General features: G+C 60.5%; 21 protein-coding genes. 13 read left to right on the top strand and 8 right to left on the bottom strand.

The features are described from left to right. Positions 1 to 2: 2 nt before the first annotated feature. The 3 genes from hpaH (at position 3) to ACT3UQ_RS10465 (ending at position 2,974) form a co-directional block, all read left to right on the top strand. Complete coding sequence (hpaH, locus tag ACT3UQ_RS10475) at positions 3 to 788, top strand: 2-oxo-hept-4-ene-1,7-dioate hydratase (protein WP_096289106.1); 786 nt, start codon at positions 3 to 5, stop codon at positions 786 to 788. Beyond that, positions 773 to 1,582: an aldolase/citrate lyase family protein gene (locus ACT3UQ_RS10470; protein WP_096289104.1), complete on the top strand. Its 810-nt coding sequence runs from the start codon at positions 773 to 775 to the stop codon at positions 1,580 to 1,582. The genes hpaH and ACT3UQ_RS10470 overlap by 16 nt, the downstream gene beginning before the upstream one ends. Positions 1,583 to 1,684: 102 nt before the next feature. Beyond that, entirely contained in the window at positions 1,685 to 2,974 is a 1,290-nt protein-coding gene (locus ACT3UQ_RS10465) for a cell division protein PerM (protein ID WP_105554233.1), read from the top strand. Positions 2,975 to 3,201: 227 nt separating this feature from the next. Here the strand turns inward: ACT3UQ_RS10465 and ACT3UQ_RS10460 are convergent, their stop codons facing one another. Continuing rightward, complete coding sequence (locus ACT3UQ_RS10460) at positions 3,202 to 3,837, bottom strand: hypothetical protein (protein WP_096289100.1); 636 nt, start codon at positions 3,835 to 3,837, stop codon at positions 3,202 to 3,204. Positions 3,838 to 3,945: 108 nt separating this feature from the next. Then, positions 3,946 to 4,467 carry a DinB family protein gene (locus ACT3UQ_RS10455; RefSeq protein WP_096289098.1) on the bottom strand — a complete coding sequence of 174 codons (522 nt, stop codon included), beginning with the start codon at positions 4,465 to 4,467 and terminating at the stop codon, positions 3,946 to 3,948. Positions 4,468 to 4,595: 128 nt separating this feature from the next. On the opposite strand from ACT3UQ_RS10455, the gene purN reads away from it, so the two are divergent. Both purN and ACT3UQ_RS10445 read left to right on the top strand, forming a co-directional pair. Continuing rightward, positions 4,596 to 5,165, top strand: coding sequence for a phosphoribosylglycinamide formyltransferase (purN, locus tag ACT3UQ_RS10450; RefSeq protein ID WP_096289096.1), 570 nt, complete (start codon positions 4,596 to 4,598; stop codon positions 5,163 to 5,165). A 33-nt stretch (positions 5,166 to 5,198) separates the two neighbouring features. Beyond that, positions 5,199 to 6,713 (top strand): SDR family NAD(P)-dependent oxidoreductase, encoded by a 1,515-nt coding sequence (locus tag ACT3UQ_RS10445; RefSeq protein ID WP_176484310.1) that lies wholly within the window; start codon positions 5,199 to 5,201, stop codon positions 6,711 to 6,713. Between the two features lie 125 nt (positions 6,714 to 6,838). Here ACT3UQ_RS10445 and ACT3UQ_RS10440 read toward each other — a convergent pair whose 3' ends face one another. Further along, on the bottom strand, positions 6,839 to 7,507 hold the full coding sequence (locus tag ACT3UQ_RS10440; RefSeq protein ID WP_444637082.1) for a zf-HC2 domain-containing protein: 669 nt from the start codon (positions 7,505 to 7,507) through the stop codon (positions 6,839 to 6,841). Beyond that, positions 7,504 to 8,007 (bottom strand): sigma-70 family RNA polymerase sigma factor, encoded by a 504-nt coding sequence (locus ACT3UQ_RS10435; RefSeq protein ID WP_096289094.1) that lies wholly within the window; start codon positions 8,005 to 8,007, stop codon positions 7,504 to 7,506. Before ACT3UQ_RS10435 ends, ACT3UQ_RS10440 begins: the two co-directional genes overlap by 4 nt. Before the next feature lie 242 nt (positions 8,008 to 8,249). Between ACT3UQ_RS10435 and ACT3UQ_RS10430 the strand changes: the two genes are divergently transcribed. Beyond that, on the top strand, positions 8,250 to 8,768 hold the full coding sequence (locus ACT3UQ_RS10430; RefSeq protein ID WP_105570044.1) for a COG4315 family predicted lipoprotein: 519 nt from the start codon (positions 8,250 to 8,252) through the stop codon (positions 8,766 to 8,768). Between the two features lie 95 nt (positions 8,769 to 8,863). On the opposite strand, the gene ACT3UQ_RS10425 is transcribed toward ACT3UQ_RS10430, so the two are convergent. Beyond that, positions 8,864 to 11,884, bottom strand: a complete 3,021-nt coding sequence (locus ACT3UQ_RS10425) for an alpha-mannosidase (RefSeq protein WP_444637081.1) — start codon at positions 11,882 to 11,884, stop codon at positions 8,864 to 8,866. Between the two features lie 220 nt (positions 11,885 to 12,104). Between ACT3UQ_RS10425 and ACT3UQ_RS10420 the strand changes: the two genes are divergently transcribed. Continuing rightward, positions 12,105 to 13,019, top strand: coding sequence for an N-acetylglucosamine kinase (locus ACT3UQ_RS10420; RefSeq protein ID WP_444637080.1), 915 nt, complete (start codon positions 12,105 to 12,107; stop codon positions 13,017 to 13,019). On the opposite strand, the gene ACT3UQ_RS10415 is transcribed toward ACT3UQ_RS10420, so the two are convergent. Continuing rightward, positions 13,002 to 13,493, bottom strand: coding sequence for a hypothetical protein (locus tag ACT3UQ_RS10415; protein ID WP_258133664.1), 492 nt, complete (start codon positions 13,491 to 13,493; stop codon positions 13,002 to 13,004). The genes ACT3UQ_RS10420 and ACT3UQ_RS10415 overlap by 18 nt on opposite strands. Before the next feature lie 83 nt (positions 13,494 to 13,576). Next, positions 13,577 to 14,914 carry an MFS transporter gene (locus ACT3UQ_RS10410; RefSeq protein WP_105554175.1) on the bottom strand — a complete coding sequence of 446 codons (1,338 nt, stop codon included), beginning with the start codon at positions 14,912 to 14,914 and terminating at the stop codon, positions 13,577 to 13,579. A gap of 154 nt (positions 14,915 to 15,068) precedes the next feature. Here ACT3UQ_RS10410 and ACT3UQ_RS10405 point away from each other — a divergent pair, with 154 nt between their 5' ends. The 6 genes from ACT3UQ_RS10405 to ACT3UQ_RS10380 all read left to right on the top strand — a co-directional run bounded on the left by ACT3UQ_RS10405 (position 15,069) and on the right by ACT3UQ_RS10380 (position 21,237). Then, positions 15,069 to 15,818 carry a DUF4303 domain-containing protein gene (locus tag ACT3UQ_RS10405; RefSeq protein ID WP_176484308.1) on the top strand — a complete coding sequence of 250 codons (750 nt, stop codon included), beginning with the start codon at positions 15,069 to 15,071 and terminating at the stop codon, positions 15,816 to 15,818. Positions 15,819 to 15,920: 102 nt separating this feature from the next. After that, a complete protein-coding gene (purH, locus tag ACT3UQ_RS10400; protein ID WP_444637079.1) occupies positions 15,921 to 17,591 on the top strand; it encodes a bifunctional phosphoribosylaminoimidazolecarboxamide formyltransferase/IMP cyclohydrolase in 1,671 nt (556 codons plus the stop codon). Between the two features lie 122 nt (positions 17,592 to 17,713). Further along, positions 17,714 to 18,817: a GTP-binding protein gene (locus tag ACT3UQ_RS10395; RefSeq protein ID WP_444637078.1), complete on the top strand. Its 1,104-nt coding sequence runs from the start codon at positions 17,714 to 17,716 to the stop codon at positions 18,815 to 18,817. Beyond that, positions 18,814 to 18,936 (top strand): type B 50S ribosomal protein L36, encoded by a 123-nt coding sequence (gene ykgO, locus ACT3UQ_RS10390; protein WP_096289084.1) that lies wholly within the window; start codon positions 18,814 to 18,816, stop codon positions 18,934 to 18,936. The genes ACT3UQ_RS10395 and ykgO overlap by 4 nt, the downstream gene beginning before the upstream one ends. Before the next feature lie 248 nt (positions 18,937 to 19,184). Further along, positions 19,185 to 20,402, top strand: coding sequence for an NRAMP family divalent metal transporter (locus ACT3UQ_RS10385; protein ID WP_105554171.1), 1,218 nt, complete (start codon positions 19,185 to 19,187; stop codon positions 20,400 to 20,402). A gap of 28 nt (positions 20,403 to 20,430) precedes the next feature. Next, a complete protein-coding gene (locus ACT3UQ_RS10380; RefSeq protein WP_217990442.1) occupies positions 20,431 to 21,237 on the top strand; it encodes a putative hydro-lyase in 807 nt (268 codons plus the stop codon). 70 nt (positions 21,238 to 21,307) lie between these two features. Here ACT3UQ_RS10380 and ACT3UQ_RS10375 read toward each other — a convergent pair. After that, the coding region (locus tag ACT3UQ_RS10375; RefSeq protein WP_444637077.1) for an adenosine deaminase family protein at positions 21,308 to 21,799 on the bottom strand (492 nt) is incomplete at its 5' end.

Genomic DNA, 21,799 nt, shown 5'->3' with positions numbered 1-21,799 from the left:
CGATGCTATCCGAGGAAATTATCACGGCGATTGCCGATGAACTTGTCGAGGCAGGCGCTACCCGTACGCCCGTGCCGCTCCTGACCGCACGCTACCCGGAAATGACCGTCGAGGACTCCTACCGGGTGCAAAACCTGTGGCGCCAGCGCAGCGAAGCCAACGGCCGTGTCTTGGCAGGCAGGAAGATCGGCTTGACCTCGCGCGCCATGCAGATGGCGACCGGAATCACCGAACCTGACTACGGCATCATTTTCGAAGATATGGTGCTGGACACCGGGTGCACCTTCAACTGGGATCAATACACGTTCCCACGAGTGGAGATGGAACTCGCTTTTAAACTGAAGAAAGATATTGAAGGCCCAAACGCGAATATTTTTGACGTGCTGGAGGCCACCGAATATGTGATTCCGGCCTTGGAGATCCTAGACTCCCGCATTGAGATGAAGGGCCGCAGCATCGTCGACACCATTAGCGACAACGCCGCGATGGGTGCCATGGTCATCGGTGGCACACCGATGAAGCCGGATGCCATCGACCTGCGTTGGGTCTCGGGCATCCTGTTCAAGAACCAGACCATCGAAGAGACCGGGGTCGCAGCGGGCGTGCTAAACCACCCGGCCGCTGGAGTGTACTGGTTGGCGAACAAAATCGCTCCGCACGGGGATAAACTCAACGCCGGGGAGATCATCCTGGCCGGCTCGTTCACCCGTCCCATGCCGGTGGACAAGGGCGACACGGTCTTCGCGGACTACGGACCGATGGGAACCGTGACATGTCATTTCGAGTAGAACCCGACCCGTCGCTCAAGGACGCGCTGCGCGAGGCAGACCATGCGCTCACCGGCATCTGGGTCTGCTCCGCCTCGGCGCTCAACGCAGAGATCTGCGCGGGCGCAGGCTTTGACTGGGTATTCATCGATGCCGAGCATTCACCCAATGACTTGCAGAATATCTTGGCGCAGCTCCAAGCGGTGCGCGGTTATTCCACCATCCCGGTAGTGCGCCCGCCGGTCAACGACCCGGTCATTATCAAGCAGTTCTTGGACCTTGGCGTGCAGTCGCTGATCATCCCGATGGTCAACGATGCCCAGCAAGCGGCCAACGCGGTCGCCGCCTGCAACTATCCGCCGCTTGGCGTGCGCGGTGTTGGCTCGGCGCTGGCGCGCTCGGCGCGCTGGAACCGAATTCCCGACTATCTGCATCGTGCAGGCGAAACGATCACCGTGATGGTGCAGATCGAATCGGCGGAAGCGGTGGAAAACGTCGCCCAGATCGTTGGCACCGAAGGTGTCGATGGGATCTTTATCGGCCCCTCGGATCTGGCAGCATCAATGGGGGTGATCGGTCAGCAAGCCCACCCGGATGTGGTCTCCGGCGTGCTGCAGTCCATCGAGGCAGCAAAAGCCGCCGGCAAATATGCCGGTGTGAATGCCTTCGATCAGGCAAGTGCGCGAAAGTACATCGAAGCCGGCGCCGATTATGTGGGTGTAGGTGCCGACGTTGCCTTGCTTGCCCGGGCCACCGAGGCATTGGCCGCGAGCTTTAAGGACGATGGACAGGCAGCTGCTCCGGCAAGTTACTAGCCTCCGGTCCTATGACCTGATGGGTTGCCGTTGCGCGTCGCTTCTCAGTGGGCGGCGGCAATGGTGGCACCATTGAAGATGATGAGCCGCGAAAAGAAACCCATGAAAGCCGTGATGCTGCGCTTGCGCAACGGATGGCCAATGCCCCTTGCCCTGCAGGGTGTGTTCGAGATTGTGCAATCTGTCGTGTTCTGCATGGCGCTGCTGATCGTGCCCCTGGTTGCGGTGTATTTCAGCGGTGGATTCCTCGAAGAATCCTTTGAGACGATCCTGCAATTTGGCGGCCTGCTGTGGCTATTGATTCACGGGGTTCCGCTAGAAGTCATGAACCTCGGACCGGAGGCAGATCCCAGCTCGGCCTCCGGGTGGTTGACACTTTTGCCCTTGGGCTTGAGCTTGCTGCCATTCATTTTCTGCTGGCGCGCAGGGCGGCGAATCGCGAGGGCCTCATACACCGACCAGTTGTGGCAAGGCCTTGCAGGGGCATTCATTACCTATGGTGCCATCGGCACCGGCATGGCCTTCCTGGCGAGTAACGCATACGCGAGGGCAGACGTCGTGCCGGCGACCTTTATCCCGCTGATCATCGCCTTCATCGGACTGATCTTTGGCGCACGCCGGGAAGCCGGTACCTGGGGCAGGCTCATCGGCGTCGACGTTGCGGCACATATATCGCGTGTCTCGCCACATCGGCGTTGGGCCGGATCCTATGTATGGCACGTCATCGTGGCCGGTTTCATCGGATATATGGCCGCCGTAGCTATTTCCGGCATCTTGATGAGTGTGACCGTGGGATTGCACTGGGCCGATGTAGCAAATATTTACCAGGAGCTGCGTCCGGGCCCCATCGGTTCCTTTGCGCTGACCCTGCTGCAGCTGGGGCTGATCCCGAATGCGGTATTTTGGGTGCTGTCTTGGATTAGCGGTGGCGGTTTTAGCATCGGCGCCGGAAGCACGCTTTCAACGTTGGAAACCACCGTGGGTCCGCTGCCGTCCATGCCGCTCTTCGCGGCATTGCCCTCGGGCGAAGCGGGAAATCAATGGCTATTTCTCTTGCTCCCGGTAGTTGCCGGAATCGTTGCTGGCTGGTACTTCCTTCGTGTGGGAGAAAACCATCTGGAAGATTGGTTTGCCCGCCGCATCCCTTTTACAATTCTCTCCCTTGGCCTGTCCACCATGTGCCTTTCAATCTTCACCGGAATAGTCGCCGGTCTCGTGAGCTTGAGCGGTTCATGGTTATCTTCGGGTTCCTTGGCCGTTGGCCGGCTGACCGAGTTGGGCCCGCATATGTGGATCACCGCCGGCGCGTTGGCGCTGCAAATTGGTTTGGGTACCGCGATCGGCTATCTGGTTGCTCCCTTGTTCGAAACTGATCCCGTACTAGAAGGATAGAAAACCCCGGCAACCTCAGGTTCGCATTCAATTCAGCGAAGGGCAACCGGCCTCCGAGTTGGTTGGGCCTTGTAGCCAGCGGGGCGAGAGGCGCAGAAAAGCATGCGATCTTTTTGCACAGCGCTGCGGTGGTGGCGCACCCGCGTATGGACCGAATCAACTGTCGAGCACTTTGGCGTTTCAGCGTAGATCATTGCATCTGAGATTCCAAGGTGTTCGTTTTTGCTTTAATCCAATGGCCGTATCGTCAGCGAATCACCATTCGGGCGGGGAAGCTGGAAATCGCCCAGTTCCTGAGAAGTCTCTGAAGTCATGACAAGCAAGACGGCCGAATCATTGCTGAGGATTTCCACCGCAGGACGAAGGTCGGTGTGATTATTGGGTACTAGCTTGTTGATCGTCTCGGTGGCGGTTTGCTCTGAAATATCCGGTGGCAACAGGAATGTCACCACGTCGAAACTCGACTCGCCGCCGGTTACCGCTAGCAGGATACCGTTCTCGGCCACATGCTCGACCGGTGGACAGGTTGAGGCGGCGACTTCGGGTTCCATGCCTTGCTCTTTTGGTGCGGCCACGGTGATCAAGCAGAGCTCGCCGTTGACGCCTTCGGCCACAAAATGGTCGCCATAACTCGACTGCGCCAACATCCTCAGCGCTTCGGCGGTGTAGGCCTCGGAAGTCTCGAAACCCTCCGGTAGCCGGTCTGCGTCTCCAGCTTCTTCGCTCAACACCGGCATTAGTTCGGTTGCGTCCGGAACCGGGGCGGTAGTTTCTTCGGACGCGGTATCGGCACTGCAGGCCGAAAGCATGAACAGCCCGAGGAGAGCCAAGACCAATACCTTGCCGGCGTGATGATTCTTCATACTCTTGCGGTCCTTGAACTGTGAGGATTTGGCGTGCTTATCAAGCAGTCTAATCAAGGAGATCCGCGGGGCAAAAAACGGTTGAAATAAATAACTCCTAGTAGTCCGCTAGGCTTTCAAATCCCAAATGTGGTGCAGTACATCGTGCCAAGCGTACTGGTTCAAAGTAGCTACGGTGAAGGCTGCGCCATTGGAGCGCAGCCCCTTGCGGCCATAATCGGAGCTGTCGATGCGGGCCAGCTTGTTGCTATAGAGCGAGGCTGCGGCTCGCAACCGTGCTGCTGCCTCGTCGACTTCGAGCTGGTTGTAGTTGCCCTTTTCGGCGGCCTGGTCCTGGTCCCAGCTGGGGAAGGTCGGATCATCCTGAGTGGTCATAAGCTCCAAACGGCGAGTCATCGTCACCAGCATCTCGGCTACATGAAGCACATATTCTTGATCGCTCCAACGCGTCGGGCTGGTGCGCTCTTGCGCCTGCGGGCGGCGCAATGCGAGCAGGTAGCGGTCGACGAGCTGGGGGAGCTGTTCGATAACATCGGCTGGAGACACGTTCCTCACGTCGTGATGGCATTCGGTGCAGACGGATTCTAGGACGAAGGTCCAATTCTTGTCATCCGGAATGATCTCGGTCATGGCATGCTCCTTTTCTGGTTGCGCTTCTGCCCAGTCTAGGCTGTGCAGCGCAGCTATTGTGAGCGCCGTTACTTCACCTGCCGGCGGCGGCGATAACCGCACGCCAAAGGAACCGTAGAATAGCCTGTATGCGCATTGTTGTACTTGTTTCCGGAACCGGTTCGAACCTTCAATCGGTCATTGACGCCGTGGCAACTGGCGAATTGCCTCATGTAGAGATCGCCGCAGTCGGTGCGGACAAGCACGGCACCTACGGCGTTGAGCGTTCGGCGGCCGCCGGCATCGAAACCTTCGTGGTCAATTTCAAGGACTACGCCGACCGCGGGCAGTGGAATCATGAGCTCACCGAAAAGTGCCTGTCCTACCGGCCCGACTACGTGGTTTCCTCCGGATTCATGCGCATTGTCGGCGAGGAATTCATCGATGCTTTCGACGGCACGTACATCAACACTCACCCGGCCTTGCTGCCTTCCTTCCCGGGAGCCCACGGCGTGCGGGACGCCTTGGCCTATGGGGTCAAGGTCACCGGCTGCACGGTGCACATCGCCGACGCCGGGGTAGACACCGGCCCGATCCTACGTCAAGAAGCCGTGGCAGTGCGCGACGAGGATACCGAAGACACCTTGCACGAACGCATCAAGCTGGTCGAACGCCGCTTGCTGATCGATACCTTGGCGGATCTGGCAACGGGCAAGTAGCCAGCAACGGCACAAAGTAGACTGGATGGCGACATGACTGAACATCCACACCCGGCAGAGCCCACCGGCGACGACGCCCACTTTACCGAAGCCGAACTCGAAACCGCCCTGAAGGTCTTGGGCATGGTGCACCGGCTTCCCAGCGAGGATGAGCGGCATATCGCCGTCCGCCGTGCCACCAGCAACATGTTCAAGGCCGCCAAACGCCACCGCAAATCCCAGAAGCGCGCCGAAATCACCGCGGCAGACCGGGCGGTCATCGAACGCACCGCCACCGGCTCGCCACATCGCTTGGATGACGAAACCCTGGGTCTGGATCTGAGTTCCTCCGCCGCGGAGCAAAGCGCAGGTGAATACCTGCGCCCGCGCGGCTGCTACATCTGCAAGCAGCGCTACACCACGGTCGATGCCTTCCACCATTACCTCTGCCCCGCCTGTGCCGCGCAGGGCCGCGAACGCCGGGACGCCCGCGCAGACCTCAGCGGAAGACGCGCACTGCTCACCGGTGGCCGGGCAAAAATCGGGATGCATATCGCGCTGCGCCTGCTGCGCGACGGCGCCCACACCACCATCACCACGCGTTTCCCACGCGACGCGGTCCGGCGTTTCGCCGCGATCGAAGACTCGGCAGACTGGATGCACCGGCTGCGCATCGTCGGAATCGACCTGCGTGACCCCGCTCAGGTGATCTCGCTGGCCGACCGCGTCGCCGCCGAAGGCCCGCTTGACATCCTGATCAATAACGCGGCCCAGACGGTGCGGCGCACCACCAATTCCTACCAGCACCTGATCGAAGCCGAGCATCAGCAACTTCCGGCTGAGCTCGAATTCGTGCGCGGCGGACCGGAACTGTGGGGCGAGGCCAATCCGCCGACAGAACACCCCAAGGCGCTGGCCAGCGCGTTCCGGCTCGAAGATTCAGCCCTGCTGGCACCGGCAGCCCACGCGCAATACGATGCGCAGGCGCTCGCCGAACTAGCGATGACCGCGGGTTCGGCCACCCTCGAAAAAATTGCCACCGGCACCGCGATCGACGCCGGCGGGCTGGTGCCCGACGTGGTCACCGAAAACTCCTGGACGCAGATCCTGGGGGACGTCGACGCGCTGGAAATGCTCGAGGTGCAGCTGTGCAACGTCACCGCGCCGTTCCTGCTGGCCTCGCGGCTGCGCCCGGCGCTGGCGGCCTCGGACGCGCACCGCAAGTACATCGTGAACGTCTCGGCCATGGAGGGCCAGTTCTCCCGACGCTACAAGGGCGCCGGGCACCCGCACACCAATATGGCCAAGGCCTCGCTGAACATGCTCACGCGCACCAGCGCCGAGGAAATGCTGGCCACCGACCGGATCCTGATGTCCGCGGTGGACACCGGATGGATCACCGACGAGCGCCCGCATGACTCCAAGGTCCGCATGGTCGCCGAGGGCTGGCACGCGCCGCTGGACCTGATCGACGGGGCGGCCCGGGTCTACCAGCCGATCGTCGACGGGGAACGCGGCATCGACCTCTACGGCTGCTTCCTCAAGGACTACGAGCCCTCCCCCTGGTAGGCCACCGGCCACATCCCGGGCTGAGCGAGGCTCGTACCGGGAGCGGCTAGATTCTTGCCCGCCACGCTGGCCGGGCGCCAACCGGATGGCAGGATCACTGGCTGCCGGCGGTGGACCGCCAGCAGCTAGCTTGACTGCGGCGCGGGATGCGCAGGCAATTGCAGCTCGGCGAGAACTTTCGAATCGACGTCGCGCAACTGAATCGAGGAAATCTCGTCCAGCTGCACGGGGACGGCACCGGTCATCTGGGTCTTGCCCGTTTTCGTGGCGCTCCAAGCGCCAGCCTGGTCCACCGCGCCGGTGGAATCGACCACCCAGAGCGACAGCGTGCCCTGAGTGGGAAGTCCGCTACCTTCGAATCGGAGTTCGGTGCCCCAGGCCTTTGCATTCAGCCCCAGACCGACCTGTTGCCCGGTGAGGCCAACAACCTCATAGGTGGCATCCGGCGCCGGGGCTGGGCGCACTACCGGGGCCAGGAAGACCCCGGCGGCCACCGAAGCTGCGACAGCGACCGCGAGCGCCGACCGCTGAATCAGGCGCCGCGAGCGCCGCCGGGCACGCAAGGAGTCCAGCAAATCAACCTCGGCAGTCACCTCTGGTTCTGTGGGGCGCGGCTCCAGCAAGGTCCGCGCAGTGCCCGCGTCCACCGAACCTAAACGCCCGGCCACGGGAGCGAAGACAGCCAATTCCTGCCGGCATTCCAAGCATCCGGACAGGTGCAGTTCGAAGGCAGCCTGCTCATCAGGGCTCAGCCCGCCGAGCACATGCGCTCCAAGATCAATGTGCTCGTTCACTGCCCAACCCCCATCTCCTCCAAGATCCCGCGCAGGGAACGCATCGCGTAGTAGGCCCGCGATTTCACCGTACCCTCCGGGATGCCTAGATCCTGTGCTGCCTGCGCCACCGTGGAACCGAAATAATGCAGATGCAAAACTACCTTGCGGTGTTCGAAGCTCAAGCGCATGAGCGCTTCCTCCATCAGTATCCGGTCCAAGGCCTCGGATATTTCTCGCGAGGTGTCGCCGGCCTCCGGATCGGTTTCGCCCAAGGGCTGAGCCGAAATTCGGGCAGCCGCCCGGCGGTGCCGATCGATAATCACATTGCGCGCCGTCGCAAACAGATAACTGCGCAGCGAGCCGGTCAATACCGGCGCAGCCTTCCAAACTTTTAGCACGGTCTCCTGCACCACATCTTCGGCCTCGTCCCGATTGTCCGCGACACGCAAGGCAAAGCGCCGCAGCGCCTCTCCATGCTCGCGGTAGATGTCGGAGACTACCTGTGCGTCTAATGGCACCTTCGCTCCAGTCGGTCGTCGTGAGGGCAAAGCTTCACCCACTAAGACGCGCCGGTACGGAAAATGGTTCATTCACATTCCAAGTATGCGCAGAAAAAACTGCAAAAACATGAACCAGAACACATTTCTCTGCGTCTTAGACATTGAGGGCAGTCTGCGGGCAACTCTGCTCAATGGCCTCGCGTGGATTCGGTCTTGGCCGGGGCCAGACCGCTCAGCCCGTCCGATGAAAGGAATGCATCATGAATACGATCAGCCGCAGGAAATTTGCTGCTCCCGCCGCGGTGTTATTTGGCGCGGCCTTGCTGCTTGCCGGTTGCGGTGGCGGCGCGGGCAGCGGCGACGACAGCGGTGGCGGCATGTACGGCGGGCCGAAGAGCACCTCCGAAGCGCCGATGGACACCGCCGCGGGCGTTGATTTGGGCGTTGCTTCCACGAGTTTGGGTGATGTCGTGGTGGACGCGAACGGCATGACCCTGTACTACTTCACCAACGACACGGCCGGCACCACGACCAGCGCCTGCACCGGCGAGTGCCTGGCCAATTGGCCAATCGCCACAACCACCAGCGACACCCCGACCCTGGAAGGAGTCACCGGCGAAGTTGGAACTATCACCAGCCCCGAGGGCGAAATGCATCTGACGCTCAACGGAATGCCGCTGTACACCTTCATCAATGACAGCAAAGCGGGTGATGTTGCCGGCCAAGGGGTTAACGAAGTCTGGTACGCGGTCGCACCCGACGGGACGATGATCCAGTAGCGGCGCCGGATACTGCGGTCGCCTCACGGAGCGGCAAGGGGCGCCTGGTCCATACGAGTCAGCGCGTGGACCAGGTGTCCCTTGCCTGTCGCCGGCTAGCTGGCCAAGCCGAAGCGAACCGTGCGCACCTCGAAGGCGCCCAAGGCAAGGCGCACCTCAGCGTCTGCCACCTCGGGGCCGTCCTCGGGGAGCGCATCTTCCAGCAGGCTCACGGTACTCGCCGCCGCGATTTTTGCGTTGATTTTCAAGCTGCCGCGCGCTCGCCGTCCCAGCGACTCGTAGACCCGAACCACCAGGTCGCCGGAGCGATCGGAGGCAAGCTTCACGCTGGAAACCACCAGTCCTTCGCCGTCGAGGGTGACCAGCGGAGCCACCGGCGTGGCACCCTGGATGACCCGCTCGGCGCTGTTCAGCAAGGCTCCGGCCTCGGTCGCCGAGGCGATATCCGCACCGATGACCAAACCGTAGCGGTGGGTCTGGCGCCCCTGGTCGGTTTCCGGGTCCGGGAACCGCGGAGCGCGCAAGAGCGACAAGCGCAAGGTGGTGGAGATGCCGGCCTCGGTGGAGTCGCGGGTGACATCGAAGCCATAGATGGAATCGTTGATCAGTGCCGCACCGAAGCCGGGCTCCTGCGCGAGCACGAAGCGGTGCATGGAGGTTTCAAACTTTGCAGCCTCCCAACTGGTGTTCACGTGGGTGACTCGTTGGTGGTAGCCGAACTGCGTCTCAGCGATCGTATGCTCCGCACGAATATCCAGCGGGAAGGAGACCTTGAGGAACTTCTCCGCCTCATGCCAGTCGGTGCTCTGCTTGATCTGCAGGGTCCGGGAGCCAGGAGCTAGAACGAGCTGTTGTTCGATCTTGGAATTCGAGAAGCTGCGCAGAATTTCCAGCGTCACGCTTCCATCCGCTTCACGGGAAAGCTCCATCGAGTCCACCGCGCGCAGGTCGGTGACCTGATTGCGGTAGTACTTGTCCACGTCCCAGGCATCCCACATATTCGGGAAGTCCTGATGCAGCTGCAATAGGTTCGCCACCTGCCCCGGAGCGATGGTTTCCCGGCCGGTAGCCACATCGATTGCGGAGCTCACCAGACCCTCGGCGGTGACGAAAATCCGCACCAGAGCGTTCTCCAGCAGGTATCCGCCCTCATGCTCGGCGATCTGCACCGCCTCGTGTTCGGCTGCGCAAATTTCGCCGGCGGCCCCGAAGGGTATGCCCGCACGGGCAAAGGCTGCGCCGTTGAAGGTCAGCGACGTCGTGCCCGTTCCGGCGAGCGTTTGCTGCGCTGCGCCAATGAGCGCTTCTGCTTCCTCGATGACCTGCCCGTACCGGGCCACCACCTCGCGGTGCACCCAGGCGATCGAGGTACCCGGAAGGATGTCGTGGAACTGGTGCAGCAATACCGTCTGCCATAGCGCGTCGATCCGCTCGTAGGGGTATTCGGCGCCGGCATAGATGGCGGCGGTGGCCGCCCATAGTTCGGCTTCTACCAGCAGCTGCTCGGTGCGCCGGTTCCCCTGTTTGGTCTGGTGCTGGCTGGTGAGCGTGGCGCGGTGAAGCTCAAGATAGAGTTCGCCCACCCAGACCGGCGGGCTTGGCAACTCCTGCTGGGCGCGGTCGAAGAAGTCGTTGGGATGTTCCCACTTCACCGTGGCGCTGCCTTCAAGGTTTGCCAGGCGGCGTGCCTTGCCGGTCATCTCGCGCGTGGTTCCGCCGCCACCGTCGCCCCAGCCCACCGGGGCGATCGAATTGTTGGTCAGCCGTGACTCGCGGAATTGTCGGGAAGCCTTGGCGACTTCCTCGCCGGAAAGCTGCGAGTTGTAGGTATCCATGGAGGGGAAGTGGCTGAATATTCGCGATCCGTCGATTCCCTCCCACAAGAACGAGTGGTGCGGGAATTTATTCTGCTGGTTCCAGGAGATCTTTTGGGTGAAGAACCATTCAAAGCCTGCCCGGCGCATCAGCTGCGGCAGCGCGGGGGAGTAGCCGAAGGAATCCGGAAGCCACACTCCGGCCGAGGTGATCCCGAATTCGTCGCGGAAGAACTTCTGTCCATAGAGGAATTGACGGACCAGCGACTCCCCGGAAGGCATCACCGTGTCCGATTCGACCCACATGCCCCCTAGGGGGAGGAAACGGCCGTCGGCCACCGCCTTTTTCACACGGTCCCACACTTCGGGGCGGTGTTCCTTCAGCCAGGCGTATTGTTGAGCGCTGGACATTCCGTAGAGGAACTCATCATCGTAATCCAGCAGTTCCACCATGGAGGAACAGGTGCGTGAGACCTTACGGATGGTTTCGCGCAGTGGCCACAACCAGGCGGAGTCGATATGCGAGTGGCCGATCGCCGAAATCTGATGGGCGCTGTGTTCCGCCGGGGCGGCGAGCACCTGGGAAAGACGGTCGCGTGCGGCCTGCGCGGTGTCAACGATGCGCTGCAGGTCCAGCACGTCCATTGAGTTATCCAGCGCCTGCAGAATCTGCATGCGCCGTGGACCGTCGGGCAGCTCGGCTTGCAGATCCAGCAGCACTTCAAGGTCGAGGACCAGATCATGGACGACCGGTTCGAAGACCGCTAAATCCATGCGGCGAGTGGTGTAGAGCTTGCGCGGGGACGAAGTAAGGATATCTCCCTGCTCGGTGGGCAAGAACGGGTGATAATCCAGGAGCACCGGATTGGAAGCTGCCTCCAAGAAGAGCTCGAGTTGTTCACCGCCTTCGGCTGACTCGCTGACCGGAACCCATTGATTGCGCGGGTTCAGCGCCTTGATGGTAATCCCGTCGGGACGGTAAATCAGCCCTTCGCACTGGAACCCGGTCATGTTGGCATCGAAGCCCAGGTCAATGACCGCCTCCACGCGGCGTCCGGCCCAACTTTCCGGGACCTGCCCGCGAAGCCTGAACCAGGTGGTACCCCAAGCGGCACCCCACGCGCCGCCGACCTGGGTCGGCGTGTAGTCAAGGGCAATACCTTCCACGGCGGGGATCGGTTCACCTGGCAGCTCATGCCACGACACCTCCAGCGGGACAGAATCCGAATACACCGAGGGAAGGATTCGTTCATTGAGGACGCGTTTGACGCGTCCGGTGGTCAGCGAGATGTCATCATGCATGAATGCCTTTCTCGGAACAAGGGTTCCTTGAGAACAGTAAGCTTGCTTTTAGACTATCCAATAAGCGGAATGGTTGAGCTCTCCACCGCGCTCTCACGTGGACGGTTCTGCAAGATCGCGTTCTGTGCAGGTGGTTTGGCTGCTTGCTCGGCCATTGGGCAAGCGCGATGAAAAGCTAAAGCCGGGTAAGAGCCCGAAGAGACGGCAGACAAAGGTCACCATGGAATCGACGCACGCAAGTGAATCAGCACCGCTTCGACTGATCGCGCTCGATATCGGTGGAACAAAAACGCACGCGGTGCGCTACCTGGACGACCAGATCGTTGCAGAGGTTCGCACCGGCAGCGCCAACGTGCAAAACGTCAGCCTGGATGAAGCCCGGCAGGCGCTACGCGAAGCGTTCGCGGAACTCGGCGAACCGCAGGTTGATTTGGTGATTGCAGGTGCCGGAGGGATCGACACCGACGCCGATAGCCTGGCGCTGCGCAAGCTCATCGAACCGTTTGTTCCGGATGCGGAGGTCCGGGTGGTGCACGATACCCGGCTGATCCTGGCCGCCGGGCAATCGGACCTGGGGATCGCGGTCATTCTGGGAACCGGGTCAGCGATTTGGGGTCTGAATTCCGCCGGGCAGACCGCACGGTACGGGGGATGGGGTTACCTGCTGGGAGACGAAGCAGCGGGCTACTGGTTTGGCCGAGAGGCGGTGCGCCACGCCCTGGATGAGTTCAACCGAGGTCGGCGCGAGTCGGCTCTGACCTCGTCGTTGCTGGAGCATGTCGAGTGCGCGAATCCCGAAGAGCTCATTGGGCTCTTCCACAAGCGAAGTTCGCGTGAATACTGGGCCCGGTGCGCACCGCTAGTTTTCCAAGCTATTGCGGCGGGGGATGCTGCGGCCGAAGAAATTCTTCAGCAGGCGATCACCTTTGTGGTGACCAAGGTATGCGTTGTCGCCGGCCAGCTGGGAATCTCCGCTCCCATAGTGCTCGGCGGTGGGGTAATCGAGCACCAGCCCATTTATCAAGAGCGCCTCCGCGCGGCACTAGCCGCCGAAGGTTTCGAGGACCTTCGCTTCTTGGCCCGAAGCCCGGTGCACGGGGCGGCATTCCTTGCCGGCCTAGCGGATGATCGCTAAGGTTTTCACGGGAATGCTGCACGAAGCGCGAACGATAGCCAGCCCGCCGTAAATCCGGTTGTTCACCCCGGTGTCATCGCACCAGTCCACCGCGTGCGGAAAGGCGCTGATAGCCGCCTTGCCAAGTTCCATGTCCTGCGGCACTTCGAAGGTGTAGCTGAACTTCCCGGCATCGCCCATGGGTTCGGTGGTGTGGATGACTTCGATGCCTTGCGCATCGGTGACGCTGATTTCCACCTGGGCTTGAGGTCCGTAGCGAGGGTCGCAATCCGCATCTGGTGCCGAAATTTGCACCGGATCTCCGCGCTGCGCGGTCCCTTGGGACAGCGAAAATTCCGGCGGCATGCAGGCCGAATCCGGCCGGGTGTCCGCGCTGCAGGAGGCCAGCGCTCCCGCCAGGGCGCCCGCGAAAATCAGCGGGAAAGCTACCCGGCGCGTGACGCCGAGCGGCCGCACAGTTCCGAGCCTAGGCATGAGCTCACAATACCTCGGTAAGCGAGGAAAAAGTCGCCTCGTCCACTACGAAGCATTCGTGCTCCCTTTGGCTTGCGCAGTCCCTAGCGAAGGTCGCGCCCGCGGGTCTCCGGGGCGAAGCGGGCCATGAACAACACCGCGAGGAGCACCAAGAAGGTAGCCCCGGCGAAGAGCCAGGGCAGTCCGACGATCGGCCAAAGCGCGGCGAAGAGCAACGGACCAAAGCCCGCGGCAAAGCGGGACATGGTTGAGGCCCAGCCGAAGCCACTGGCGCGCAGTTCGGTCGGGTACAGCTCGGAGACGTAGGCATACAACACCGGTATCGCCACCTGGACCACAACGCCGAACACCAGAATCCAGGCCACCGCGGTGGCCGGTGCGTCCAGGCTGACGGCGACCACGATCAGCACGATCCCCGCCAGTGGTGCGGAGATGCCGAGCAGCCATTTGCGGCCCACTCGCTCTACGAGCAAGGCGGCGATCAGCACACCGACCAGACCCATCAGGGCCATCACCGCGGTGGCGAAAAACGAGGCGGACTGCGCCATGCCGGCCTCGGTCAAGATGGTGGGAAGCCAAGTCAGTGCCAGGTAGTAGACGAGCAAGACGGTGACGAACAACAGCCAGCTGGTTGCCGTCAGCTTGGCCGAGTAGCGCCACAGCTCCACGACCTGCTCCCACCAGCGTGGTCCCTTGCCAGATGGGGCCGCCTCGATGACGTAGTCCCGAGGTGCGGCACCGGTACGCTGCACCAATTCATCGATGACTTGTCGGGCTTCGACCTCGCGTCCCTTGGCCGCGAGGAACAGCGGGGATTCGGGCATTTTCAAACGCACCAGAAACACCATGAAGGCCGGAAGGATCATCACCGCGAGAATCAAGCGCCAGTTCTCGGCAGTGGCCATAACCCACCCGGAAACGAAGAAGGACAGTGCCGCGCCGATGGGCCACCAGCCATCCATTGCCGTGAGCACCCGTCCGCGCAGTTTTGCCGGGGTGAATTCGCCAACCAGGGCGTAGTCCACCGGAATGCAGCCTCCCAGGCCTACTCCTGCAAGGAAGCGGAAGGCGACAAAGAAACCAAAGTTAGGGGAGAGCGCGCCAAGCACGGTGAATATCGAAAACATCAGCAAGGTCAGTGAGAAGGCATTTTTGCGACCGTATTTGTCCGCGATTCCTCCCCATAGGAAAGCGCCAAGCGCCATGCCCACCAGGTTAGAGGTTCCAAGCAACGCGGCCGTGGGGCGGTCCAGGCCCCATTCGGCGGCCACCAACGGGATGAGCGCACCGTTCAGGGTCACGTCCCAGGCATCAAACATGAAGCCCAGCCCACCAATGATGAAGATGGTGCCTTGCACCTTCCATTTGAAGGGCAGCTCCTGCACAATGTGCGTGCCGGAGGGGAGTGTGGCAGTTGGCACTGTCGTTGGCCTTTCCTAGGATCGGCCACATAAAGTGCGGCACGCTTCGCGTCGAAGCATACCGAAATCTGTAGCTTCAGCGCATCTCATTACGCCTTTTGCACCGCTTCGTCAAGGCCTGTTGCGCGAGGCCCGAAGGGAGTATTCTCTGGTCATGGGAGTAGATTGGACCGCTCTCGAAGAGGCGATACGGGTGGCTGCCCTTCGACACGCGGCGGAAGTGATTGCCGAACACCCGGAACAGAACTTCTATGCCATTGCCCTGCATGGTGTCAGCACCTCGGAGAGCGAGAACATCGCAATGCCGCTGCTGGCATTAAATTCTGTTGAAGCGCTCGAACGCGATCGCCAAAGCGAATCTCGGGACTTACTGGTGGAACGCGGCGAAGATCTCGACGAGGACGACAACTACGAGGATCGTTCGGACGCTGAGGTTCAGGGGCAGCTCAGCGTTGAGCATGTCACCGAATCCGAGGATGAGTTGCAAGACTCCGCGGATGAGACCGACGCGGACGAGGACAGCGAAGATCTCGATGCCGTCCTGAGCGCCATCGAGGCAGATCTCGAAGAAGACGATGGCGACAGTTTCTACTCAGATAAGTGGGAACCGAGCGATTGGCATTGGTCCGCTATCGATCTATGCCAAGACCCGGCCGCCCAAATCTGGTCGGATGCGATGACGGATCTGGCTACCCGCGAAGGGTGGGAGAGCACAATTAAGCGCTATTATCACACCCTCGTTGCCGTCGCTCAGTCATTGCGTGAGGAGCTGAACGAACGGACAAAGGTCGACTTGGTCGCCTATGTTGCCGACGACGATCATGCAGAAAAACTGCTCGAACTCTGCCTGACACCGCAGCAGCTCGTCGAGCATTTCCCGCAGCTGGAGCAACCAGTTCAGTAGCGCTGACATGAACTGAAGAATCGCCTGCTTCCGGCGCTAGAATAGGGAAGGCGACCATTGGTTGCCCGCCCCTTTTCATCTCACCGCCGGGAGAGCATTTTCGTGAGTAAGACCGTCTTGGATCGTGTGGCCATCCGCCGCGCCTTGATTTCCGTATACGACAAGACTGGCCTGGAGGAACTGGCCGCCGGACTGCACCAAGCTGGCGTGCAGTTGGTCTCCACCGGTTCCACCGCCAAGAAGATCGCGGCAGCAGGGATTCCAGTCACCGAGGTAGAGCAGGTTACCGGCTCCCCGGAAATGCTCGATGGCCGTGTGAAAACCCTGCACCCGCGCATCCACGGCGGCATTCTTGCCGACCGTCGCGTGGGCGAACATATGGACACCCTGTCCGCCATGGACATCGAGCAGATCGATCTAGTCGTGGTGAACCTTTACCCATTCGTCCAGACCGTAGCCTCGGGAGCCAGCCAGGACGAGGTTGTCGAGCAGATCGATATCGGAGGACCTGCCATGGTCCGCTCGGCTGCGAAGAACCACGCAGCGGTGTCCATCGTGGTGGACCCAACCTTCTACTCCAAGGTCGTCGAGGCCGCCGCAGAGGGCGGCTTCGATCTGAAGACCCGTCAGCGTCTGGCGGCGAAGGCCTACGCCCATACCGCGGCGTACGACACCGCAGTGGCTTCTTGGACCGCCAGCCAGTTCCTTGACGAGGACGGCGACGGTGTTATCGACTGGCCAGCCTACGCGGGCGTAGCCCTGCAGCGTGCCGAAGCGCTGCGCTACGGTGAAAACCCGCACCAGCAGGCAGCCCTGTACGTTGACGAGGCGGCCCCAGCCGGTATTGCTCAGGCGGACCAGCTGCACGGTAAGCCGATGAGCTACAACAACTACGTGGATGCCGATGCGGCGCTGCGCGCCGCTTTCGATTTTGAGCAGCCCGCGGTGGCAGTGATCAAGCATGCCAACCCCTGTGGCGTTGCGGTCGCTTCCCCGGAGGCGGCCAATCCAATCGCCGAGGCCCATGCCAAGGCGCATGCCACCGATCCGGTGTCGGCTTTCGGCGGTGTCATCGCCGCTAACCGCACGGTGACCAAAGCAATGGCCGAAACGGTCAAGGGCATCTTCACCGAGGTGGTCATCGCACCGGACTTCGAGCCAGAAGCAGTAGAGATCCTCTCGGCCAAGAAGAACATCCGCCTGCTGGCATTGCCAGAGGGCTACGCGCGCAACGCAAACGAGTTCCGTCAGGTTTCCGGCGGCATGCTGGTGCAGGCCAGTGACAAGATCACTGCTGCCGGTGACGACGTGGCGAACTGGACCCTTGCGGCCGGCCCGGCTGCCGACGAGAAGACGCTGGCAGATCTTGCCTTCGCTTGGCGTGCGGTGCGTGCGGCGAAGTCGAACGCAATTCTTATCGCCAAGGACGGTGCAGCCGTGGGTATCGGCATGGGCCAGGTCAACCGCGTCGACTCGTGCAAGCTTGCAGTCGAGCGCGCCAATACCCTTGGCGTGAAGGTTGAATCCGGTGCAGATGCCGCCGGGGGCGCGGAAAACGTTGACGGCTCCGCTTCCGAGCAACGTTCCGAAGGTGCCGTTGCCGCCTCGGATGCGTTCTTCCCGTTCGCCGATGGCCTGCAGATCTTGCTTGACGCCGGCGTTAAGGCTGTCGTTCAGCCTGGTGGTTCGGTTCGTGATGAGGAAGTTGTCGCCGCGGCAAACGCTGCTGGCATCACCATGTACTTCACCGGAGCGCGTCACTTCTTCCACTAGGAATTTTCCACGGTGCGGGCCGCCAAATCATCAATCATTGATGATTTTGGCGGCCCGCTGCCGGTTAACACGAAGTATTCGTTATTTATATTGAGAATCATTCTCATGTAAGCTCGAGCCTTATGAAGCTTATTTTTGTCTCATCTTTGGAAGTCCACTGCCGAGATGTCGCCGTCAGTCGACTGCTTGGGAAATATCCCGAGGCGCTGGTTATTGGCCACGATCTGCTAGAGGGCAATCGTGTCCTGCGCCGAGTTGAAGGAAAGCATAATGCTACCGAGCGCGCCGAATCCGTACTCGAGCACGGTTGCATAGGCTGCGCTGTGCGCTTTGAAATTCTCCCGACGCTGTTGCGCCTGCTACCTGGGCGCGAAGATGCCGTGGTGATCCAACTGCTGCCGGCTACTTGGCATAGTGATCAGGTCTTGGACATAGTGCGTTCCGAGCTTGCGGGGCGTGGGGTCACAATCGACCACGTGGTCCTCGCGCTGGACCCGGCCGCGACGGAAGACCAGTTCTGGGATCGAAGGACCCTGTGGGAGTCAGGCTTCAATGCCATGCCAAATGATGAGCGAACCGCAGGGGAGTTCCTGATCCGTGAACTCGCGCTGGCCGATAGCCTGATGTTCGTTGAAGGAGTGAGCGTAGAGCTTCTTGGCGAATCGGCTGAGCATCTAAAAGCTTCCGGTGAGCAATACGAGCATGGGGCGAGGCTGATCGCGGAATTGGCGCCGCATGCGGCGCTCAATTCAGGCGCAAGCGAAGTTGTTTTGGGTGATTATGACCAGCACGAAGCCCTTCTTAGGTCTCGCCCCGGTCATTTCTCGCATGGCGCGGGTGATTCGGAGATCGCAGATTCAAAAATTCTCATCAGAGTCGAGCGACCACTTGATGCCGACCGTTTCCGCGAGGTGCTGCCGGAGGTAGTCGCAACCTGCATGTGCGTTCGCGGGACGCTCTGGATGGCAAGCTGCCCCGGCGTACGTGTTGCGCTCACCGGTACTGGGCCACGGGTCTGGATGGAATCAACCGGGGCATGGGAAAGCGACGTTGCTTGCACTCATCTGGAATTGACCGGCTCGGAGCATTGCGAAGCTGAGGTCAGGGCGCTCTTGGAATCCTGCGAACTAAGCGATGAACAGCTTCTGGCCCTGCATGGCGCTTCGAGTGCAACTGGGCCAGATCAGGAGGAGTCGGATATATGGGGAAGAGGTGAAAGCGTATGAAGGTTAGAAATTCAATCCGAGCACTGAAGAAGGTGCCCGGTGCTCAAGTGGTCCGCCGTCGCGGCAGGGTCTTTGTGATCAACAAGAAGAATCCAAGGATGAAAGCGCGTCAGGGCTAGCCATGCTCGCTCGGCACCTCGGCTCGCAAAAACTCTGAAGTTGTGTTTTTCGCGGGGCGAGGTGTCGTATTTTAAGAATTCTTGTGCCATTGTTTGTGTACACAGTTACAGGTCAACCGCGGTCTCTGGGAAATTCGGGAAGAGGATTGTTGAACAACCTCTTGTGCAGATTGTTGAACAACCTGTATTCTTCTGTGAGTCACCAAGACTTGTGACCGCAGTCACCGCAACCTGTAATGGATGGAACCATGGCACATTCAGAGACTCAGCCGCAGCTCAGCAGTAGGGCACGGCGCACAGCCCTTATGGGCGCCATGTTCCTCATGGCAACAAGCGCAATCGGGCCGGGGTTCATCACCCAGACCTCGGAATTTACGGTCAAGCTAGGAGCGTCCTTCGCCTTCGCGATTGTCGTTTCGATCTTGGTAGACATCGCAGTTCAGCTGAACGTTTGGCGAGTTATCGGAGTCTCCGGATTGCGCGCCCAGGAATTGGGCAACAAGGTGCTTCCCGGCGTCGGCTGGTTCCTTGCGGCGCTGGTATTTATCGGTGGCATGGTCTTCAACATTGGCAATATTGCCGGCACCGGTCTTGGCATGAACGCGATGATGGGCGTTGACCCAAAAATAGGTGGCGCAATTTCAGCGGCAATCGCCATTCTCATCTTCCTATCGAAGAAAGCCGGCATGGCACTGGACCGGATCGTGGTACTCCTCGGGGCGATCATGATCCTGTTGATGCTCTACGTTGCAATCATTGCTGCCCCGCCGGTTGGCGAAGCGCTGAAGAACACCGTGATGCCGGAAAACATAGATTTCTTGGTCATTACAACGCTGATCGGCGGCACCGTCGGTGGCTACATTACTTATGCCGGTGCGCACCGCATGATTGACTCCGGCACTTCGGGCGTCGAGCATGTCAAGGCCGTTAGCCGCATCTCGGTTGTCAGCATCATCGTCACAGGTGTCATGCGAGTATTGCTGTTCCTCGCCATCTTCGGCGTCGTTGCCGGTGGCGTGGCCTTGACCAGCGACAACAAGGCCGCCGAGGCCTTCGGCGCAGCAGCCGGAGATATTGGACTACGCACCTTCGGCGTCATCCTCTGGTCCGCCGCGTTGACTTCCGTCATCGGAGCCGCCTACACCTCGGTTTCCTTCGTCACCAAATCGGTGACCAAAGAACGCACACGAAATCTGATCACCGTGGCGTTCATCGCCGTATGCGCCGCAATCTACCTATTCCTGGGCCAAGCCCCACAGACCTTGCTGATCTTCGCCGGCGCCTTCAACGGATTGATCCTCCCCGTTGGCTTTGCGGTCCTGTTGTGGGTGGCTTGGCGCCGCCGAGACTTGCTGAACGATTACAAGTACCCGGCATGGCTGTTGATTATTGGCGCCTTGACTTGGCTCTTGACCATTTACCTCGGATGGATGTCGCTCACTGGCCTGTCAAAAATGTGGGCCTGAGCTCGCGTCTGAGATCTAGGAGAACTTCATGATCCCGCTCGAACCACATCGCGACGAACGTGCCAGTATGGCCCCGTCAGCAGCCCGTAAACTCTTTCGGCAAGGACTGAGCGTACCCACCGCTGGGTATGCTGCCGGATATGCCCAAGCGAATCTGATCATCGTGCCACGCGAGCTGGCCTTTGAGGTACTACTCTTTGCCCAGCGCAACCCGAAGTCTTGCCCGATTCTAGGGGTACTGGAAGCGGGCCAGACGAGCAACGAATTACTGCCCGATGGCGATATTCGCACCGATCTTCCGAAATACACGGTCTACCAAAACGGCCAGAAAATAGCCGAACCTACGGATCTGAGCGAGTATTGGCGAGATGATCTGGTGACTTTCATCGTGGGGTGTTCATTCACCTTCGAAGCGGCCCTGATTGAAAATGGCATAGGCGTTGCCCACATCGACCAAGGTGTGAACGTGCCTATGTACAAGACGAACATTCGCAGCGCCTCGGCCGGGAGTATTTCCGGACCGATGGTCGTCTCCATGCGTCCAATACCGGCTTCTCAGGTAGCGGACGCCGTGCGTATCACTTCCCGCTACCCAGCGGTACACGGAGCCCCGGTTCATGTGGGCAATCCCGAAGAAATAGGCATCACGGATCTGGGCAAACCAGACTTCGGAGATGCACTCACCATTCCGGACGGAACCATTCCAATTTTTTGGGCATGCGGCGTGACCCCACAAGCCGCTGTCATGGAATCCCGTCCTGTGCTGGCTATCGGACACGCCCCCGGGCATATGTTAATCACCGATGCCAGGGACTCGATGTATCAGGTGCCGTAACCCCCAAAGTACGAGTACCTGTTGAGTCCAGTGCCGCGATTCCATCCCCAAGGAATCGCGGCACTTCTAATTAACGCGGCTCCGCGTCCGCCTGTAATTCGAGCCACGCATCAACCTCGGCTACGCGAGCCGCTTTTTCTCCCGCTTCGAGGAAAGATCCGTCAAAGGAATTCCGGGCCAGCGTAGCCAGCTGCGAGGCAGTCAAGGAGAATTGTTCGGTGATGGCCGAAAAGTTGGCATCCATATAGCCGCCGAAATAGGCAGGATCATCCGAATGGATGGAAACCTTCAGCCCAGCTTCGAGCATCTGAGGCAACGGATGATCTGCCAGGGTATCCACTGCACGCAATCGCACATTCGAAAAAGGACATACCGTCAGCGGCATCTGTTCATTGACCAAGCGTGTCACGAGCTCAGGGTCCTCCAAGCAACGGATGCCGTGATCAACGCGCTCAACCCGCAACAGGTCCAAGGCCTGACGGATATAGTCAGCTGGCCCTTCCTCGCCCGCATGGGCCACCAGATGCAAGCCGTGCTCGCGGGCGTAAGCGAAGACCTCAGT

The organism is Glutamicibacter sp. AOP12-B1-11, from assembly GCF_052379245.1.
Taxonomy (GTDB): Bacteria; Actinomycetota; Actinomycetes; order Actinomycetales; family Micrococcaceae; genus Glutamicibacter.
The sequence above is the reverse complement of the archived record's forward strand: the minus strand, read 5'-3'. Positions and strand labels throughout refer to the sequence as shown.

Coding starts and splice junctions, on each gene's coding strand:
- ACT3UQ_RS10405 (WP_176484308.1), top strand. CDS start 15,069: ATGGGAGTAGATTGGACCGCTCTCGAAGAGGCGATACGGGTGGCTGCC.
- ACT3UQ_RS10470 (WP_096289104.1), top strand. CDS start 773: ATGTCATTTCGAGTAGAACCCGACCCGTCGCTCAAGGACGCGCTGCGC.
- ACT3UQ_RS10385 (WP_105554171.1), top strand. CDS start 19,185: ATGGCACATTCAGAGACTCAGCCGCAGCTCAGCAGTAGGGCACGGCGC.
- ACT3UQ_RS10445 (WP_176484310.1), top strand. CDS start 5,199: ATGACTGAACATCCACACCCGGCAGAGCCCACCGGCGACGACGCCCAC.
- ACT3UQ_RS10465 (WP_105554233.1), top strand. CDS start 1,685: ATGAAAGCCGTGATGCTGCGCTTGCGCAACGGATGGCCAATGCCCCTT.
- purN (WP_096289096.1), top strand. CDS start 4,596: ATGCGCATTGTTGTACTTGTTTCCGGAACCGGTTCGAACCTTCAATCG.
- ACT3UQ_RS10455 (WP_096289098.1), bottom strand. CDS start 4,467: ATGACCGAGATCATTCCGGATGACAAGAATTGGACCTTCGTCCTAGAA.
- ACT3UQ_RS10420 (WP_444637080.1), top strand. CDS start 12,105: ATGGAATCGACGCACGCAAGTGAATCAGCACCGCTTCGACTGATCGCG.
- ACT3UQ_RS10380 (WP_217990442.1), top strand. CDS start 20,431: ATGATCCCGCTCGAACCACATCGCGACGAACGTGCCAGTATGGCCCCG.
- ACT3UQ_RS10395 (WP_444637078.1), top strand. CDS start 17,714: ATGAAGCTTATTTTTGTCTCATCTTTGGAAGTCCACTGCCGAGATGTC.
- ACT3UQ_RS10415 (WP_258133664.1), bottom strand. CDS start 13,493: ATGCCTAGGCTCGGAACTGTGCGGCCGCTCGGCGTCACGCGCCGGGTA.
- ykgO (WP_096289084.1), top strand. CDS start 18,814: ATGAAGGTTAGAAATTCAATCCGAGCACTGAAGAAGGTGCCCGGTGCT.
- ACT3UQ_RS10460 (WP_096289100.1), bottom strand. CDS start 3,837: ATGAAGAATCATCACGCCGGCAAGGTATTGGTCTTGGCTCTCCTCGGG.
- hpaH (WP_096289106.1), top strand. CDS start 3: ATGCTATCCGAGGAAATTATCACGGCGATTGCCGATGAACTTGTCGAG.
- ACT3UQ_RS10430 (WP_105570044.1), top strand. CDS start 8,250: ATGAATACGATCAGCCGCAGGAAATTTGCTGCTCCCGCCGCGGTGTTA.
- ACT3UQ_RS10425 (WP_444637081.1), bottom strand. CDS start 11,884: ATGCATGATGACATCTCGCTGACCACCGGACGCGTCAAACGCGTCCTC.